This window comes from Limisphaera sp. 4302-co (assembly GCF_049537155.1).
GTDB lineage: Bacteria > Verrucomicrobiota > Verrucomicrobiia > Limisphaerales > Limisphaeraceae > Limisphaera.
Map to the genome: position 1 here is coordinate 317480 of NZ_JBMVQZ010000002.1, position 16074 is coordinate 333553.

At 64.8% G+C, this 16074-nt stretch carries 13 protein-coding genes and 1 tRNA gene; 7 read left to right on the forward strand and 7 right to left on the reverse strand.

All coding sequences use genetic code 11. The features are described from left to right. Window positions 1-97: 97 nt before the first annotated feature. Entirely contained in the window at window positions 98-1138 is a 1041-nt protein-coding gene (locus ACPDIX_RS03450) for a TIGR00730 family Rossman fold protein (protein WP_423430382.1), read from the forward strand. Between the two features lie 582 nt (window positions 1139-1720). Here the strand turns inward: ACPDIX_RS03450 and ACPDIX_RS03455 are convergent. The 3 genes from ACPDIX_RS03455 to ACPDIX_RS03465 all read right to left on the reverse strand — a co-directional run bounded on the left by ACPDIX_RS03455 (window position 1721) and on the right by ACPDIX_RS03465 (window position 4835). Continuing rightward, window positions 1721-2362, reverse strand: a complete 642-nt coding sequence (locus tag ACPDIX_RS03455) for a MarC family protein (protein ID WP_423430383.1) — start codon at window positions 2360-2362, stop codon at window positions 1721-1723. Next, window positions 2359-3702, reverse strand: a complete 1344-nt coding sequence (locus ACPDIX_RS03460; protein WP_423430384.1) for a hypothetical protein — start codon at window positions 3700-3702, stop codon at window positions 2359-2361. Before ACPDIX_RS03460 ends, ACPDIX_RS03455 begins: the two co-directional genes overlap by 4 nt. Before the next feature lie 98 nt (window positions 3703-3800). Next, window positions 3801-4835 (reverse strand): prepilin-type N-terminal cleavage/methylation domain-containing protein, encoded by a 1035-nt coding sequence (locus tag ACPDIX_RS03465; RefSeq protein ID WP_423430385.1) that lies wholly within the window; start codon window positions 4833-4835, stop codon window positions 3801-3803. On the opposite strand from ACPDIX_RS03465, the gene ACPDIX_RS03470 reads away from it, so the two are divergent. Both ACPDIX_RS03470 and ACPDIX_RS03475 read left to right on the forward strand, forming a co-directional pair. Continuing rightward, window positions 4770-5864 carry a type IV pilus twitching motility protein PilT gene (locus tag ACPDIX_RS03470; protein WP_423430386.1) on the forward strand — a complete coding sequence of 365 codons (1095 nt, stop codon included), beginning with the start codon at window positions 4770-4772 and terminating at the stop codon, window positions 5862-5864. The two genes, ACPDIX_RS03465 and ACPDIX_RS03470, sit on opposite strands and share 66 nt — an antisense overlap. A gap of 670 nt (window positions 5865-6534) precedes the next feature. Continuing rightward, complete coding sequence (locus tag ACPDIX_RS03475) at window positions 6535-8607, forward strand: DUF4129 domain-containing transglutaminase family protein (RefSeq protein ID WP_423430387.1); 2073 nt, start codon at window positions 6535-6537, stop codon at window positions 8605-8607. 496 nt (window positions 8608-9103) lie between these two features. On the opposite strand, the gene ACPDIX_RS03480 is transcribed toward ACPDIX_RS03475, so the two are convergent. Beyond that, on the reverse strand, window positions 9104-9340 hold the full coding sequence (locus ACPDIX_RS03480) for a hypothetical protein (RefSeq protein WP_423430388.1): 237 nt from the start codon (window positions 9338-9340) through the stop codon (window positions 9104-9106). A gap of 48 nt (window positions 9341-9388) precedes the next feature. On the opposite strand from ACPDIX_RS03480, the gene ACPDIX_RS03485 reads away from it, so the two are divergent. Together ACPDIX_RS03485 and ACPDIX_RS03490 are read left to right on the forward strand one after the other, a co-directional pair. Next, complete coding sequence (locus ACPDIX_RS03485) at window positions 9389-9919, forward strand: SecDF P1 head subdomain-containing protein (RefSeq protein WP_423430389.1); 531 nt, start codon at window positions 9389-9391, stop codon at window positions 9917-9919. A 7-nt stretch (window positions 9920-9926) separates the two neighbouring features. Continuing rightward, entirely contained in the window at window positions 9927-10949 is a 1023-nt protein-coding gene (locus ACPDIX_RS03490) for a M23 family metallopeptidase (RefSeq protein WP_423430390.1), read from the forward strand. A 278-nt stretch (window positions 10950-11227) separates the two neighbouring features. Here ACPDIX_RS03490 and ACPDIX_RS03495 read toward each other — a convergent pair. After that, a tRNA-Glu gene (locus ACPDIX_RS03495) sits at window positions 11228-11302 on the reverse strand. Between the two features lie 466 nt (window positions 11303-11768). On the opposite strand from ACPDIX_RS03495, the gene ACPDIX_RS03500 reads away from it, so the two are divergent. Together ACPDIX_RS03500 and ACPDIX_RS03505 are read left to right on the forward strand one after the other, a co-directional pair. Continuing rightward, the gene (locus ACPDIX_RS03500) at window positions 11769-12158 is read left to right on the forward strand and encodes a competence type IV pilus major pilin ComGC (protein WP_423430391.1); all 390 of its coding nucleotides are present in this window, start codon (window positions 11769-11771) and stop codon (window positions 12156-12158) included. A gap of 366 nt (window positions 12159-12524) precedes the next feature. After that, window positions 12525-12884, forward strand: a complete 360-nt coding sequence (locus ACPDIX_RS03505; protein WP_423430392.1) for a competence type IV pilus major pilin ComGC — start codon at window positions 12525-12527, stop codon at window positions 12882-12884. A gap of 418 nt (window positions 12885-13302) precedes the next feature. On the opposite strand, the gene ACPDIX_RS03510 is transcribed toward ACPDIX_RS03505, so the two are convergent. Then, a complete protein-coding gene (locus tag ACPDIX_RS03510) occupies window positions 13303-14214 on the reverse strand; it encodes an HDOD domain-containing protein (RefSeq protein ID WP_423430393.1) in 912 nt (303 codons plus the stop codon). 788 nt (window positions 14215-15002) lie between these two features. Further along, a complete protein-coding gene (locus tag ACPDIX_RS03515) occupies window positions 15003-16058 on the reverse strand; it encodes a hypothetical protein (RefSeq protein ID WP_423430394.1) in 1056 nt (351 codons plus the stop codon). Window positions 16059-16074: the final 16 nt, after the last annotated feature.

Consider the following 16074-nt stretch of genomic DNA (forward strand, 5'->3'; position numbering starts at 1 on the left):
CCAAGGCCGGCCGGGGCCGGGGCCGGAACGATCTCCTGTCACGAAATCGGCACCGCCCGGGCATTGCCCGGCGCGCGCGCCCGCCTATCCTGTGTCTGTGAACAACGCCGAGAAGAAAGAGAAACCGCCGCCCGACCCGGAATTGCAACGCCGGATCCAGGAGCTCATCCGCTACAAGGGCGGCGGCCACAACGAGGCCATCGTGGCCGACATCATCGAGAATGCCCTCAAGCTCCTGACCGACGTGGCCGACCGCGGCGACGTCCGGGTCATCCAGATCGCCAATCGGGAGCTGCGTTACGCCTTCCGGTTGTTCGCCCCCTACGCCCATGTGCGAAAGGTGGCCGTGTTCGGCTCCGCACGCACCGCACCCCACAAACCCGAGTACCAGCAGGCCGTCGAGTTCGGCCGCAAAATCGCCGCGGCCGGATTCATGGTCATCACCGGAGCCGGTCCCGGGATCATGCAGGCCGCCCACGAGGGGGCCGGACCCGAAATGAGCTTCGGCGCCAACATCCGGCTGCCCTGGGAACAGAACCCCAACCCCGTCATCCGGGAGGACAGCAAACTGGTCACCTTCAAATACTTCTTCACCCGCAAACTGATCTTCATCCGGCATGCCGACGCGGTGGTGCTCTTCCCCGGAGGGTTCGGCACACTGGACGAGGGATACGAGGCTCTCACCCTGATGCAGACCGGCAAAAGTCAGTTGATGCCCCTGGTGCTGGTGGACCGGCCGGGCGGCACCTACTGGAAAACCTGGGACCGGCACGTGCGCGAACACCTCCTGCGGGACGAACTGATCTCGCCCGAGGACCTGCATCTCTATCAGATGACCGACAGCGTGGACGAGGCCGTCCGCATCATTACACGGTTCTACCGCAACTTTCACTCGACCCGGTTCGTGAAGGATCTCTTCGTCATCCGGCTCAAACATCCGCCCACGGACACGGCCCTGGCGGCCCTCAACGAGGATTTCGCCGACATCATCACCGGCCCGCCCGTCCATCGCATCCCGCCCACGCCGGAGGAACAGGAGGACCGGGATCACCTCGAACTCCACAGGATCGCCTTCGGATTCAACCGCCGCGACTACGGACGGCTCCGCCAGATGATCGACGTGCTCAACAGTTGGTAGCCCGGCCGGTGCGTCCGGCATTCCCGCGCCGCTCTCACCACGGAACCACCGGAAACACCACGGAGAAACTGCGTGCCGCACGCCGCCGGCGACAACCACCGGCACCGGAGTGACCACGGACACCCTGGGCAAGATTTGCAAAGAAACCATAGAAAACAGAGGAGAAACACAGAGTTTGTATCTCTTCCTCTTTGGGACTTTGTCTCTTTCATTGACTCGAGTATGTTGGTCGCCGGCGCCGGGACACATTCGGCAACAGAGCGTGTTCCCCTGCACTGCGCGTGCGCTGTTTGGAACAGGCCGTAACTGTTGGCAACGGCAAGTGTGTTGGAGCATGGTGTGTGTTTTCTCTGTGAGATATCTCTGTGTCCTCTGCGCCTTTGTGGTTGATTGATGGTCCTGGTGTCTCTGTGGTGGACTGCGTCTCTCCGTCGCTCAGCGGCCGAAGGTGGTCGCCGGAAGGAGCGTCGCGGCGGCACGAGGAGCCTGTCCGCGCGGCGAATCCCGCGTGAAGGCCGCCCGCCCCTCCGGGCAACTGCGTGAGGTCCCTGGAAGGAGACAGCCGGAGAACGGCGCTCAGGGTCAGGCCGGCCAGAGTTCGCCCCGGAGGGCACGGAGGCCGTTGATCATGAACTGGACGGCAACGGCGGCCAGCAACAGACCCATCACCCGCGAGAGGATGTTCAGCGCGATGGGATTGAGAAACCGGGTGCTGTGAGCGGCCAGGTGCAGGATCAGATAGCTGGCCGCCATCACCAGCACGATCACGCCGTAAAGAATGCCGTGTTGGATCCAGTCCCGCGCCTGGCTCTGGAGCAGAATCGCGGTGGAGATGGCGCCGGGCCCGGCCAACAGCGGGATGGCCAGGGGCGTCACCGAGATATCCTCCTTGACCGTTGCGGCCTCGGTCTCCTCCCGGGTTTCCTGTACGCGGGATCGTTGGGCGCGCAACATGTCCAGCGCCACCAACAACAGGACCAGGCTGGCGGCGATCTGGAAGGCAGGCAGCGTGATCCCGAGGAAGCGGAAGATGGATTGCCCGGCCGCGGCAAACAGCATCAGCACGCCGGTGGCCACGGCACAGGCGCTCCGGGCCATGCGGACGCGTTGGGCGGGCGTGTTCTGCGGCGTCATGGCCAGGAACGCCGGCGCGGTGGAAATGGGGTCCACGATCACGAACAGCGACCCGAAGGCCAGCAAACCGAATTGCACCCAATCCGTCATACCGGTGCGGCTGCCACGGTTTCCACGGCATCATCCATGCCGTGGATGATCTTTTTGTCGAGCGGACAAATGGTGACCAGCACCCCGCCGAGGCGGGCCCGCGCCTGTTCGCGTTCCCCGTGAACGAAATAGTACGGGCAGAGCCGGACCCGGCCCTCGAACGGGACCGCCCGATCGTGTTCGAAATCGTACCACAAGGCGGGCTGCCGGGTCGGGGCGTGGTAGCGCTGGAGCACCCAGGGTTGGGTGGGGAACTCCCTGAGGGCGCGTTCCACCGCCGCGGCCCAGGCATCCTGCGAGAGATCACTGCCCAACACCACCCCGCGTGCGCCCCAGGCGGAGGGCGAGAACCCGGAGACCTTGAGGATGAGCTGGCGCTGCTTTTGAGAGAGCGTCTTCAACTGCCGCCAGTCGGTCAACCCCAGTTCCGGGATGGCCGCATGCGGCGGCAGCGGCGTCGGATCCACCACCCACGTGTACGGGACCAGGCCGCGCAACCGATCGAAAAACGCGGCGCCCAGTTCACGCCGCCAGAACTCCTGCAGATTCCGGTTCCACAGCAGCGCCAGACAGAGTTTTTCCTCCAGAGCAGGCTTGGGCGGCGGGGTGAGGCGGATCCGCCCCTGCGCGGCACGGTCGAACCATTCTGCGGCCGGGGGGACATTGGCCAGATCGAACAGTTCGAAGAACCGGTACACCGCATCTCCATCGGCCACATTACGGAACTGCACGTCGCGGACGGCATACCGGTTCCCCAGCCGACCGGCCAGCCACGCCATTTCAGGCAGGTACATCGCCGATTCCTCCGAGACAACGACATGCACCTGCGCCGCGTCCCCGAAGATGCCGGCGAACCCCTTCCGCATGCCGTCCGCCCCGCCCATCAGCCGGTGGTCCGGCCCGCCGTCCAATTCCGCATACACCTCCTGCAACCAGGCCGTCAGCCCGATCCCGCCGGGCACACTGTCGAGTTCGGTGATCTTGGGCCCGTCGGCCGTCAGCAACACGTCGGGTCGGATCACCCGGGGCAATTCGTGACGGAACCCGGGGTGCCGCTGCCATGCAATGAGCTCGGGAGGTTTCCCCTGGTCCAGCCACGCGGCCACCCAGGCGGGTTGTTTCCCGGCCACCGACTGCCGGTACAACAGATCCAGCGCGCGGTAGAACTGCAACAACACCCGGCCCAGCGACTCCAATTCGGCCGCCAGCCCGGCCGACAGCCGGAAAGGCAGCGGACTGATCCGCCAGGTTTCCCCAGCGAACAGGCCGCCGGGCGGGACCCGCTCACGGATGCGGAGCGCCCGGTCCCTTGCTTCCTGTGGTTCCCAAACGATGTTCATGAAACCCGCTCCGGTGGCCGCCCAGGCGCGCGGGGAGGCAATCTGCCCGGTTCGGCCGCACCGAACAAGCCCGCCGCATCCCCGCACCGCCGCGCGGTTCAACCACCGCTCAACCGTCGGTCCCGCAAAAACCGCGCGTGCCCGTCCAGCATCAACTGGTTTCGCCCCGCCGGATGAGCGCTGCGCCCGCGCAATTCCGGGGCGACGCCCGGTATGGTGCCGGGAAAATACACGTCCACCACCAGCTCCACCTCGGCCGGGCCATTCGGTCGACCGGCAACAGGGTTGTCCGCCGCCCGTAGCGAAGCCACGCACTCCGACTCCCGTCGGCCCCAAAAGTTGTCCAAGGGCACCGGCTCGTCCACTCGGTCGAACCGCCACATCCAGTATCGGACCGCCGGTGCGGCGTCGTTCGTGCCGCCCTGTTGGAGCACCTGCGGCCGGTCGGCCAGCCCACCGGCACGCGCGGACGGGCAGTCCCAAGCGCCCCTCTCCGGCAGCTGCGCCGCAAGGACCACCGCCGCCCAACCGGCCCGGGGATCGCTCGGCGGCCAGTCCGACCAGGGCCGATACCCGCCGGGCAACGCCGTTTTCAGATCGCGTCGGTCAGGAAATCGGCTTTCGTTCTCGTCCAGATACATCCGCCAGGCCATCCCTTGCTGGCGCAGTTGGTTCAGACAGGCCGTCCGGTGGGCCAACCGCCGGGCCCGTTGCAGCGCGGGCAACAGAAGCGCCGCCAGAATCCCCAGCACGGCCACCACGGTGAGGAGCTCCACCAGTGTAAAACCGCGCGGCCGTCCGCTCCGTCCCCACCGGAGGCCGCCAACGGCATGAGAGCCGGCGGCAGACCGGGGAGCCCGGGCCGTGTACGAACCGGTTCGATCCTGAGATGGTCCCCGTTTTCTCACCACTCTTTTGATACCCGGCCGGGCGCGTGAGGCAATGGGCCCGGCCCGATTGCCCGCCCGCCCGGGGGCCCTGACATTGGCACAAGCGCGGGAGGAACGCCAGCGGACGCGCGTTTTCCCCACTGGCAGACAGGGCCGCACCTGCAGTAAGCTGGAGACATGGCACTGGAACTGTTCCACAAGATTTTGAAAGCCGCCGTGGATGGGGGTGCGTCGGACGTCCACATCAAGATCGACGCCCCAATCGTCTTCCGCATCAACCGGCAACTGATCACCGTGGACGCGCCCATCCCCAACCAACAATGGATGGAGGAGGTCGTCCGCACGATCACGCCGCCTCATCTGAAACAGCGTTTGGAAAACGAACGCGAAATTGACTTCTCGTATTTCGTGCCCGGCATCGGCCGGTTCCGCACCAACCTGTTCCAGCAGCGCGGTCAATGGTGTCTGGCCATGCGTTACGTCAAGACGCAGGTGCCGAGCTTCGAAGAACTGGGACTGTTGCCGCAGATCAAGCGCATTGCCGAATCCCCGCGCGGCATCGTGCTGGTGGCCGGTTCCACCGGCTGCGGCAAGTCCACCACCCTGGCGGCGATGATCGAACACATCAACGCCAACTTCCGCAAACACATCATCACGCTGGAAGATCCCATCGAATACGTCTTCGAGGACAACCAATGCATCATCGAACAGCGCGAGGTGGGGTTGGACACGCTCTCCTTCCATCACGCACTCAAACACGTCCTGCGACAGGATCCGGACATCATCATGATCGGCGAGATGCGCGACGCGATCAGCTTCACCGCCGCCATGAGCGCGGCCGACACCGGCCACCTGGTCCTCTCCACCCTCCACACCACCAACGCCGCGCAGTCCATCAGCCGGATCCTGGACTTCTTCAAGGCCGAAGAACGGGAACAGATCCGGCGCCAACTGGCGGGTACATTGCAGGCGGTGATCTGCCAGCGCATGTGCAACACCATCGCCGGCGGGATGATCCCGGCCTTCGAGATCCTCATCAACACCCCCACGGTCAGGAAACTGATCGAGGAAAACCGCCTGGACAAACTGCCGGCGGCCATCGAAACGGGCACGGACGACGGCATGCTCAATTTCAATCAGTCCCTCTTCCAGCTGGTGCGGGACGGCATCATCACCGAGAAGGAAGCCCTGTCCAAGGCCAGCAACCCGCAGGCGCTGGAGATGAATTTCAAGGGCATCTTCCTCGACGAGGGCCGGCGCATCCTGGGTTGAGCGGCCCCTCTTCGGTAACCACCACCGAGACAGAGAGAGAAAAGTTTTTCTTAAAAAAACCACGGAGATCCGGAGGACACAGAGAAAAACACAGAGGTGCTTGTTGTCCTGCAAGCGAAGTATTTTCCCCGGGAATCCGAAGCGATTCTGCATGCCGGATTCCTCTGCCCACAAACATCGTCGTCCGCCTTGAACCACCCGGCCGTGCCCACGACCCCTTTCTCCAGGTGGAACACGATTCTGTCCACGACCCTTCTTTGCTCTTTTCTGTGAAATCTCCCTGTGCCTCCGGGGTTGATTGACAAGTCCATCCCGGTGTCTCCGTGGTGATCTCCGTGTTCCGGTGGTGCCGCAGCGGCAAGGTGCCCCGGTGCAACCCTGTTGCCAGCCTCTCCCGATCGCCCGTTCCGCGTTCGGACCGGCTTGCCAGGCGACGGCTCCGGGATCATGGTTGACGCGGAAGTTCGGCTCCATGGCGATGGACGGGGCGAGACCACAGGCCGGTGCGGTAGAGCAACCGGACAGGCCGGCACCGGCACGACAGACCGGGCCGGTGGACGCGCGGTCGGCCGCGGCAAGGGCTCCGGTGGTGCGTCCACCGCCGTTTCTGATCGGGGCCGGACTGCTCTTCTGGGGGTGGCAAACGGGGCACTGGGGGTTGGCGATCACCATGGCGACCGTCCTGGAAGCGGCGCGCTGGTTGCCCTTCCGATGGGAGTTTTCCGACGAGGATTTCCGGCGGATTTGGAGCCTTTGTTCGGTGATGCTGCTGGCGGCATTGGTGTGGGCCTTCACCTCCAACGAAGGCCCCTCCGCATTCAGTCAGTTGCTCGATTCGCCGGGTTACTTCCAGCAAAGGCGCGCCAGCCGGGTGACCACCGACACGGCGGCGTCGGTCTTTCGTTGGCTGCCGTTGCTGATGTTTCCGCTCGCGGCGGCCCACGCCTACAGCAACCGTGAAGGTCTTACACTGGGCACCGTATCCCTCCTGGTGCGCCGCCGCCGGCACCGTTTGGAGCAGGCGGGAGTGCCGTTGTTGCCGGAGGCACGGTTCCACCCGGGTTACCTCTACCTGGCCGGTTGTCTGGCGGGCGCCTGCATGCAACCGGCGCCCGGAGGCGGGTTTGCCTGGACGTTGGCGGGCCTGGCCGGGTTGCTGGGTTGGGCGCTGTGGCCGCTGCGATCGCGCCGTTATCCCGTGCTCGTCTGGCTGGGGGTCCTGATCGTCGCCGTGGCGTTGGGCGTGGCCGGCCAGTTGGGGATCTGGAATCTCCAGCGCTACATCGGTGGGTCGGGTCGTCTGGGGGCTTGGTTGGCCGAACTGCGCAGCCCGGGTGGCGACACGGAGATGGGGATCTCCCGGATCTCCTGGCAGGGCCTGGCGCCGTGGAAACTGTCGACGCGCATTGCCGTGCGGTTGGAGGTCCTGGAAGGGCCGGCCCCGGCCTATCTGCGGCAGAGCGTGTATCAGTTGTTCAGACCCCCCGACTGGTTGAGCACCGACGGGGGCAACTCTTTGCTGCCGGTTACCGAATCGCCTCCCGACAGCGGCAACTGGCCGCTGGCAACGGTCACCAACGGCCCCGCCGTGGTGCGCATCGCCACCGCATTGCGCGGGCGCAAGAACGAGTCGCGGGCCGGTCTGTTGCCCCTGCCGCCACGAACCGTCCGGTTGCGCAACCTCCCCGCCTTCAGCGTGGAACGCAACCCGCTCGGGGCCGTGTTGGCGACCGGGCCGGGGCTGCTCGTTTTCGAGGCGGTCCACAACGGTGCGGTCGGCTGGGAAACTCCGCCCGATCCGGAACGGGACCTGGAGGTGCCGGAACAACTGGTCCCCGCACTGGAGAGGGTGCTCGCGGAGCTGGATCTGCCGGAGAACGCCTCCTGGGAGGAGGTGCGGCCCGTGGTGGCCCGGTTTTTCGCGGAGAAGTTCCAATACCGGCTGTGGCAGCCCCTGCCGCGCCCGCTCCGGCGGGGAAGCCGCGCCCTGGAACACTTCCTCCTCCAAAGCCGGGCGGGTCATTGCGAGTACTTCGCCACCGCCACGGTGCTCTTGCTACGCCGGTTGGGCATCCCGGCTCGCTACTCGGTAGGTTATGCGGTTCACGAGGGGTCGGGTCGACGGTACGTGGTCCGGGAGCGGGACGCCCATGCCTGGTGCCAGGTCTGGAACGACCGAACCCAACAATGGGAGGACTTCGACACCACACCCGCCGACTGGATCGCCCACGAACGCACGCGGGAATCGCAGTGGCTGGCCTGGCAGGATTTCTGGAGCTGGGTGCGGTATCAACTCGCCCTGGCCTGGTGGGGTTACACGCGACTGCGCCAGTATCTGTTGTGGTTCTTCGTCCCGATCCTGGGGGTGCTGCTCTTCCAGGTCATGTTCCGCCGGGGACGCCGACGGGCCGCCCGCCGGGCAGCCGGTCAGCGCGCCGGCGCCGGACCGGGCCTGGACTCGGAGTTTTACGAATTGGAACGGTGGCTGGCACGCCGCGGATGGGAACGCCAGCCGCACGAGCCGCCCGCTCGATGGCTGCGCCGCGTGCGGTCCGGCCTGTCTGCACCCCTCTGGACACCGGAACTGCAGGAGGCCCTCCTGCTGCACTACCGCTACCGGTTCGACCCCAGGGGATTGACGGAAACCGAACGCCAACGCCTGCAGACCCTGGTGGGACGTTGCCTGCAACGGCTCCGCTCCCGCAGGCACGGCAGGACCGGCACCGCCGAGACACGGCGTTGAACACAACAGACGCGGGCAGGACTCGGAAACAAACCGCAGAAGCACAAAGACCACAGACGTACCTCACAGAGAAGAAGACACCGAATGTCAGAAAACAATGGTCCCTGCCCATGGCCCCCGGCTGGTCGGAAGTCCGGGACAACACTGCAGAGTAACACCTCCGTCCGGCGGACATGCCCATGACGCAGGAATGGAGCTGCCTGTGGAAAAGCAAACAACCGGCGCGGTTGTCCTTTCCTCTGTGTTCCTTCTGTCTCGATTGGAGACAAGCTTCCCGGTGTCTCTGTGGTTGGACGGACCCGCAGGAACACGGTCCCTCCCTGGGGAGCGGCGAGGACGCCGTCCCTCCCGGAGTTCATGACGGGCCGGTCTGGACCGTGCGCGGTTGGAATCTGACCGCGCGGGTGGGTTGGAAAAACGGCCGCGCCGATGGCCCCCGCACGGGGCACCGGCGCGGTTGTCCCGAAAAGGCGTCGGAAACTGCCGGGCGCCACTCTCAGGCGCCGGTCGCCGGAGCAGCCGGTGTTTCGGCCGGCGTTGAAGCCGGTGCTGTCCCCGCGGCGGCCGGGGCCGATGCATGAGCGGCCGGTTCAGCCGCCGGCGCCTGGCCGGTGGCGGCCGGCTTCTCCTCGCCCTGGGTCGCCTGACGCGCCAGCTTGGCCGCCAGTTTCTTGCGCTTGATGTAGCGCTGGCGGCGGCGCCGTTTCAAAATCTTGTTGTATTGCTTGCCCATAGTTCCTTTACAACCCCGCTCGGATGCGGTTGTTTTGGGCGGAGCAATATGGATTGGCCCGGCAGACAGTTCAATCTCTATTTGGCGCTGGTCCTGCTGATCCCCATGGTGATCGGCTGCCAAACCTCCTCCTCCCGCGCCCGCAAGGAGATCAGCACGTTCCGCGTGCATCTCGAGGTGCGACCCGAACCGACCGGCCAGACCGAAACCATCACCGTTTTCCGCGACAACCCCGTCGAAATGACGGTCGAAAAGTCGCCCTTTCTGACCGAGGTGCACGTTCAATCTGCCAAACTGGTGGACCGGTTCGGTGTTCCGGCCATCCAGATCCAGCTCAACCGTTCCGGGACCTGGTTGCTCGAACAGTACACCACGGCCAACCGGGGCCGGCACATGGCCATCTTCAGTCAGTTCGGCGAAACGCCCGACAAGGCCCGCTGGCTGGCCGCCCCGCTCATCCGGCAGCGGATCGCCGACGGGTTCCTGGTGTTTACTCCCGACGCCTCCCGGGAAGAGGCCGAGCGGATCGTCCGCGGCCTGAACAACCTCGTCGCCCAACGCAAACAAAAGGATTTCTGACCCTGCGATGCGGTTGGTGCAGCCCGTTCCGACGTTGCTTCTGGCCTGCATCTTCCTCCCGCAGGCGTGCTTCGGCGGGGCCGGCGGGCCATTCCACCTGCCCACGCCCAACACCGCCCTGTTCGAACCCGGCGGGGAAGCCCGCTTTTTTGCCCCCACACCCGGCAAGGATTGGCAGGGCGGCGCCTACGGTTGCACCCGTACCGAGGGACGGCAATGGCACGAGGGCATCGACATCCTGGCCACCGAACGCGATTCCCGGGGTGAACCCACCGATCCCGTCACCGCGGCGGCCGACGGCGTGGTCGCCTACATCAACGCCAAACCCGCCCTCTCCAACTACGGCCGTTACATCGTGCTGCGCCACGTCATCGAGGGCATGGAGGTTTACACCCTTTACGCCCATCTCCGCTCCCTGGACGAGCGACTCCGCAGAGGGCAGGCGGTTCGCGCCGGGCAGGTCCTGGGTGTCCTGGGCCGCAGCACCAACACCCGCACCCCCATCGGCCGTGACCGGGCCCATCTCCACTTCGAAATCGCCTTTCTGATCTCCGACCGGTTCGATGCCTGGTTCCGCCGGAACGAACCCAACCAGCGCAACGACCACGGCAATTACAACGGGCAAAACTTCATCGGGCTCGACCCGGCGGAGATTTTCCGGTTGCAACAGGCCCTCGGCACCCGTTTCTCCCTCCTCCACTACGTGCAGCAACAAACGCCCTTGTGCACCGTTCGCGTGCGCGACACGGATTTTCCCTGGCTCCGGCGTCAACCCCGGCTGGTGGAACCCGCCCCTGCCGGGACCGATCTGGTGGTCGGGTACGAGATCACCTTCGCCTACCAGGGCCTGCCCGTCCGGGCGGTGCCGGTGACCGCCGGTGCCTGGCCCGGCCACGCCCGTTACCAGCTCGTGCAGGTGAACGAAGCCGAGGTTCGAGACCGCCCCTGCCAGCGCATGGTGACCCGCAGGGGAACCGGCTGGACGCTTGCCTCCCACGGGGAACGGCTCCTGGACCTGCTGACGTATTGAGTCCGCCAACCCTCTGCCGGCCGCGGGTCAGGTGGCCTGTTGAACAGGGCCGCATGCGAAAGTGCCGCCGTTACGGTGACGTTGCGGCGAAGGTCTGCGCATCGGGTGGGAGATCCTCCGGCAAGGCCGCCGGCCGGCCGGACAGGCCGGCGAACGGGGTCAACAGACGTTGCGTCGCCTCTCTGCCCCGGGTATGCACAGCCCTCGCCATGGCGGCGGAGTCGTGAGGCTCGAGTGGCGCAGGTCGTTGGGATGGTTGGACTTTTGCAGAATGAGGGTGGCGACCCTACCGGGATTCGAACCCGGGCTACCACCGTGAAAGGGTGGTGTCCTAACCACTAGACGATAGGGTCGCGATCGTCGTGTCTTTACTATACGGATGCGCAACGCCGCGTCACGCAAAAATTTGATCCCGGGGTCCGTTCGTCCGGTCGGCCCGTTCGGATCGGCATGATGATGGTCCGGCGCCGGTGGCGGCCTGCCCTTGTGCGGGGCGTTTCGGACCGGTCGGCCCCCGTGTTGATGCCCTGTTCTTGGAGGGAAGGTCGGGGACCTGCGTCCGGCTCGGGCGTGACGGGATTGTCCCGAAACGGGACACGGTGTGTCCGGGAATCTCGTGCCGTTGGACACCCGGGCGCGTGCGTTCGACTGGCGAATGTGCTCAAAGACCGCCGGATCCCGGACGAAACGGGGTCTGACGAGGTCCTGAAGCGGCTGGCATCCGGTCTGCTCATGGGTCGGGTGCGGTTGCAGTCGGCAATGAAGCGAACAGAACCGTCCTGATGGTATGCAACCCGCCGGCTGCTTCGTTCGCGCCGCATGGAGAAGAAAGGCAGCACAGCTATGAAACTGAACACGTATCGTCGCACGGGTGCGTTCACCCTGGTGGAAATCATGATCGTGGTGGCCATCATCGGTCTGTTGGCCGCCATTGCCATCCCGAACTTCGTCCGGGCACGCGAGACCGCGCAGCAAAACACCTGCGTGAACAACCTGCGGCAGATCGATGGCGCCAAGGACCAGTGGGCCTTGGAACAAGGGAAGAATACCGGAGATGCATGCCACATTAACGATATCGCGCCGTACCTTCGAACTGTACCGACCTGTCCCGTGGGCAATTCGGCCTACAATGTGAACGTGATCGGCACGGCTCCTGCGTGCACCAGTGCGAAGGCGACTGAGCACAATAACGCCTACGCAGGTAGCTGATCGGAGGCGTCGCGTAACCAGAACTGCCCTTGGGAGGGAGCAGCCACAACGGCTGCTCTCTTGCTTTTACGGTGCAGCTGCGACGAACAAATCAAAAAGAGAGAGTGAGGCGCCGCAGTCTGGAGGTCGCCGTGAGTCGTGTTGTCTGGTTGTCGAGGTGCCCCGGGGGACCCTTGGTGGGGTTTGGCCCGCCGGACCGTTCGCTTCACTGGCTCGCGGTACCATGCTCCGGACCGGCCCGGAAACTGCTTCCCCTGAATGGGCCCTTGGCGGTTGCTGTGGAGTGAAGACGTCCTAATATCATAGATGGTCCCTATAGCAGGCCACCAAGAGCCCGCCAAAGAAAGCATGCATTGAGGTGGAGCCATGAAACTCCAGCATCGGTTGCAAAGCGGGTTCACGCTTGTGGAAATCATGATCGTGGTGGCCATTGTGGGCCTCCTGACGGCGATCGCGGTCCCGAACTTTGCTCGGGCCCGCAGCCAGACACAGAAGAACATCTGCATCAGTCACCTCAGGGAGATTGACAGCATCAAGCAACAATGGGCCCTGGAGTACAAGAAGTCTTCTGAGGATCCCGCACCGGAGCCGGTGGATCTGGTCCCTTACTTCCGGGGCGAACGCTGGCCCGAGTGCCCGGCAGGCGGGACCTACACCATCAATGGTGTGGGTGTGGCGCCCACCTGCAGCCTGGGCGAAAGCCTCGGGCATGTCCTGGAAGATTGACAAGGGTGTCCCGATTCCGGACCGCCCGGCCGTCTTCACCACGGAGACACCGAGTCCACCACGGTGACACGGCGAGGATGTGATATATAAACCACAGAGGCACAGAGAACACAGAGACCTTCACAGAGAAGAGGAAAAATGCTGCGGAGTGTGTGCCGGAGTCAACGGTTGGCGGGCGGTCGGAGCTCCGACAGCGCATTACAGAGTAAGATGCTCTGTTGCCAGCCGTGACCAGGATGCAAGCATGGACGTAAGCGGTTGAAAGACGAGAAGAAGGCTCTGTGTTTTCCTCTGTGTGCTCTGTGCCTCTGTGGTTCGTTTTGGAAAGGGCGTCTTCTCTGCGTCTCCGTGGTGAACGGAGAGGGTCGGTGCGTGGAAGCAAGGGCGGGGTGGAACCGGACAGCGCCAAGGTTGCGGCTCAGACCAGGCCTTCGAGGATGTGGGGCAGGCGCTCCAGGCTTCGCTGCAGCGATGCCTGGGCAATGGCCTGTTCGGCTTCCTTGGGGTTGGGGAAGAGCAAATGCCAGCCGGCACAGCTCTGGCATTGCTCCCGGGTCACAGGGAGGTAGTTGCCGCTGCAGCCGATCCCCTCGGCCCGCAGCAGCAGGTCCGCCACCTGCACCGACGCCACCAGGGCCGTGTACCGCTCCGCTTTGTCGGGCTGGTGATGATATCGCGCGGCCTGGACCATCAGATCGGGCAGCCGCTGGCGTTCCAGGTACAGGGCCCCCAGTTCCGCGTGATCCACCCCCAGGACTTCCCGTTCGATGTCGGTCAGATCCCGTTCGCCGGCCACGGCCTGCCGGTGGATCTCGGCGAAGTGTTCAGGGAAACTCCAGGCCATGACGATCTTGCCCACGTCGTGAACGAGCCCCGCCACGTAATCGGATTCGTCCATGGGGGTCTGCACCGTGCCGAGCACCTCACGCGTCAGAAGCGCGACGCCGATGCAGTGCTGCCAAAACTCGCGCCAGGGGAAGCGGCATTGACGGGTGAGCCGCTGAAAGTCCTCGATGATGGGGGTGACCAGCGCCAACTGACGGATCTGCCGGATGCCCAGGTAGAACACTGCTTCCTCGATGCTGTTCACCGGTTGGGCCAGGCCGTAGTAGACCGAATTGACCAGCCGCAGCAGTCGCGAGGTCAGGCTGGGATCGCGCCGGATGATCTCAGAAATCTGGGCCGAATACCGTTGCTCCGCGCCCAGCAACTCCTGCAACGCCTTGTTGATGCTGCTCAGGGAGGGCAGCGAGGGACATCGGCTCAGCTGGGCCTGAATCTGGTTTAAGCTCAGCGGCCGGACGGTTTCGTTGGCTGCGGTTTCAGGCATGGCGGTTTCCGCGTTCCTGTTCAGCTTCTCCATCGGCCATCCGGGAGGAAAACCTAAGGGAAAAATTTGCCGCCCGACCCGGGGCCGGGGGGGCCCGGTCCGCCGGTGGCCCCGGGGTCGAAGGCGAGCGGAGGGGGTGAAGCCCGCCGACCGTGGCCCCCGCGACACCACCCGGGACACGGAGTTCACCACGGACACACCGCGAGGGATTGACGAATAAACCACGGAGACTGTGGGAACACAGAGGTTTTACACAGAGGAGAGGAAAGCCAATTTACCGCAGGTGGCGTGGGTGTCCGGCCGGGTGACCGGGTGGCATGGGAGCTGGGGCACCGGTCGGGCCCGCCGCTGCCGGTTGGGGTGCCGGCTGCAGTCGGCACCCCAACCCCCTGTCCCCACCCGGGGACCGGGCAAAGTCCACATCGTCCACCTTGCAGCCGAAGTCATAAAGGGGGAGATACAAGACGACAGACCAGAAAGAGATTTCACAGCGAACAAGCGGGAAATGCCATTGAAGGAACGGCACTGGCAGGCGACGGACGGCCGGCGAACCCGGCCGGATCCGCCCGGCTGCCCGCCATGACCAGGGTCCACACGCACCGAAAAGAGAGAGGGTCGCTTTACACGGACACACCCATGCGGCGCTTGTACACGCAAAGCAATCCCTCTGTGTTTTATCTCCGTGTCCTCTGCGCCCCTGTGGTTGATTTATCAAGTCCGGCTCGGTGTCTCCGCGGTGATCTCTGTCTCTCGGTGGTGAGGATCAGAGCGGGGTGGGGTCGGCGGCGTCAGGGTGAAACGCGGGCGCGGTAGAACCGGGCGGGTGCATGGACCGCGGTGGTGTCAATGAAGTCGAGCACGCCGTCGCCGCTGGAGTTGGTTCGCAGGGGCAGCCAGGTGGGTTGGACGAGGGTGGGGGTGGATTCGATCACGTACCGCACGCCCGGTTGGCCCAGGAGACGGAGCCAGACGTGGCCGCCATTGGTTCGTTCCAGGAGCAGGAGCCGGGGCCGATCCTGCGCGGCGCGCGCCGTCACGCGGAAGTTGTCGAACAGCAGGTAGTTGTCGCCCGGACGGTTCGGGTCGTAGTAGGCCCAGACGAGGTCAATTTCACCGAGTGTGAGGGGCAGGCCGGTGGTGGTGATGGGTTGGTTGGTGGCGACGAGGCGGCCGCCGTAGGTGGCGCTCCAGCGGTTGGCGGCGAAATCCATCGTGATCACCAGCCGCTCCGGCACGCCGTTGGTGAATTTCACCGGGGTGACCACCCAATCGTTGGTGCCGTCGAGCCGGTAGGAGATGTCGAGGTGATAGTTGTCGAAGTCCAGGGTGAAAAGGCGGTTCGTGCGGTCGTTGTAGATCTGCCACTGGAAGTTGTCGTATTGCCCGTTTGCGGCCGAGGAATCCTCGACGCTCATCAGCACGGAGAACTCCACCAGGGGCAGTCCGGCCGCCGCCGGATTGAAGTTCAACGGCCGCCAGATGATGGTTTCGGTTTCGTTGGTTTGGAGGGGTGGCCAGTAGCCGATGTACGCCTGTTGCCCTTCGCCCGGGAAGAAATCCGGCACCAGACCGTTTCCACCCGTGCCGGTGCCCAGCCAGCCGTTCTGGCCGATGAGGGTGTAGTTCGTGTCGTACCCTTCGGCACGTTCAAACGCCGTGAAGAAGAGGTTGGTGCTGTCGGCCCGGAGGGACGAGACTGGCAACGCCAGCGTCAGCCACCAGACCGCCAACCCGTGCAACAGGCGGGCCGTGGCGTCCGGGATACGTTGTTTCCGCGGCGGACAGGTCCGCGTGAAGGCGGAGCGAGACACCCACTGTTCCGTTCCGATCCTTGGAAGATTCATGGGAACAACCGACCGA

Coding starts and splice junctions, on each gene's coding strand:
- ACPDIX_RS03455 (WP_423430383.1), bottom strand. CDS start 2,362: ATGACGGATTGGGTGCAATTCGGTTTGCTGGCCTTCGGGTCGCTGTTC.
- ACPDIX_RS03460 (WP_423430384.1), bottom strand. CDS start 3,702: ATGAACATCGTTTGGGAACCACAGGAAGCAAGGGACCGGGCGCTCCGC.
- ACPDIX_RS03470 (WP_423430386.1), top strand. CDS start 4,770: ATGGCACTGGAACTGTTCCACAAGATTTTGAAAGCCGCCGTGGATGGG.
- ACPDIX_RS03475 (WP_423430387.1), top strand. CDS start 6,535: ATGGCGACCGTCCTGGAAGCGGCGCGCTGGTTGCCCTTCCGATGGGAG.
- ACPDIX_RS03480 (WP_423430388.1), bottom strand. CDS start 9,340: ATGGGCAAGCAATACAACAAGATTTTGAAACGGCGCCGCCGCCAGCGC.
- ACPDIX_RS03485 (WP_423430389.1), top strand. CDS start 9,389: ATGGATTGGCCCGGCAGACAGTTCAATCTCTATTTGGCGCTGGTCCTG.
- ACPDIX_RS03490 (WP_423430390.1), top strand. CDS start 9,927: ATGCGGTTGGTGCAGCCCGTTCCGACGTTGCTTCTGGCCTGCATCTTC.
- ACPDIX_RS03500 (WP_423430391.1), top strand. CDS start 11,769: ATGGAGAAGAAAGGCAGCACAGCTATGAAACTGAACACGTATCGTCGC.
- ACPDIX_RS03505 (WP_423430392.1), top strand. CDS start 12,525: ATGAAACTCCAGCATCGGTTGCAAAGCGGGTTCACGCTTGTGGAAATC.
- ACPDIX_RS03510 (WP_423430393.1), bottom strand. CDS start 14,214: ATGCCTGAAACCGCAGCCAACGAAACCGTCCGGCCGCTGAGCTTAAAC.
- ACPDIX_RS03515 (WP_423430394.1), bottom strand. CDS start 16,058: ATGAATCTTCCAAGGATCGGAACGGAACAGTGGGTGTCTCGCTCCGCC.